This window comes from Methylobacterium sp. J-070 (genome assembly GCF_022829385.1).
Classification (GTDB): Bacteria; Pseudomonadota; Alphaproteobacteria; order Rhizobiales; family Beijerinckiaceae; genus Methylobacterium.
Window position 1 is genome coordinate 1 of record NZ_JAKSXX010000247.1, and the last position, 696, is coordinate 696.

The 696-nt window shown below is 61.4% G+C and carries 2 protein-coding genes; one reads left to right on the forward strand and one right to left on the reverse strand.

The features are described 5' to 3' along the window. Positions 1–5: 5 nt before the first annotated feature. Entirely contained in the window at positions 6–113 is a 108-nt protein-coding gene (locus tag MKL01_RS29380) for an IS3 family transposase (RefSeq protein WP_409566194.1), read from the forward strand. A 214-nt stretch (positions 114–327) separates the two neighbouring features. On the opposite strand, the gene MKL01_RS29385 is transcribed toward MKL01_RS29380, so the two are convergent. Then, on the reverse strand, positions 328–696 hold a 369-nt coding region (locus MKL01_RS29385; protein ID WP_243908723.1), incomplete at its 5' end, for a helix-turn-helix domain-containing protein.

Sequence of the window (696 nt, forward strand, 5' to 3'; positions counted from 1 at the left end):
ACTTCATCGAAGAGGTCTATAACACCCGCCGCCTGCACTCCGCGCTCGGTTATCTGAGCCCCGTGCAGTTCGAGGAGCAGCACGCCCGGCAGACGGTCAAAACCGCCGCCTGATCGTGCCCACCATCAGGGGCCCACTCCAATCAGGGGCCCACTCCAGCCATAGGGCTGGCCCTGCCCTGCGATCGGGGTGGGTGATGAGTCATCGATGTCAATGCGCTATTCCCGGGCCAACTGTGATCCTGCAAATCTCGGCCCCTGATAGCTCCTTGCGCTTCCCTGCACGCGCAATTTCACCTCCATGCTCGCGCCCGTAGGGAAAATGCTGCTAAGTTCCTGCACCTACTGTTGAGTTCTGAGCGCATAGGCGTCCGAAGCTCGTTTTTCCGAAGTCTTTCCCTGTAATTTCCGCGTCGACAGGGAAATGACGCTTGGAGACTGGTTCGCGTCCGACTACCTGCACCAGTGACCGCAGCGCCGCGGTGACGCCGGGCCTCTCGACGCCCAGCATGAACGACATGAACTCCTGCGTGACCGTGACGAACTCATCGTCAAGTCGGTCCTGGCACATCAGCAGCCATCGAGCGAGGCGGGTGGCCGTGTTGCCTTTCGCGTTGGCGAAGGCCGTCTGAGCCGTCTGCACGTGCTGAGCTTGGATGTAGCGATTGAGAAGGCGCCTTAGGGCAGGGCGCCCCTC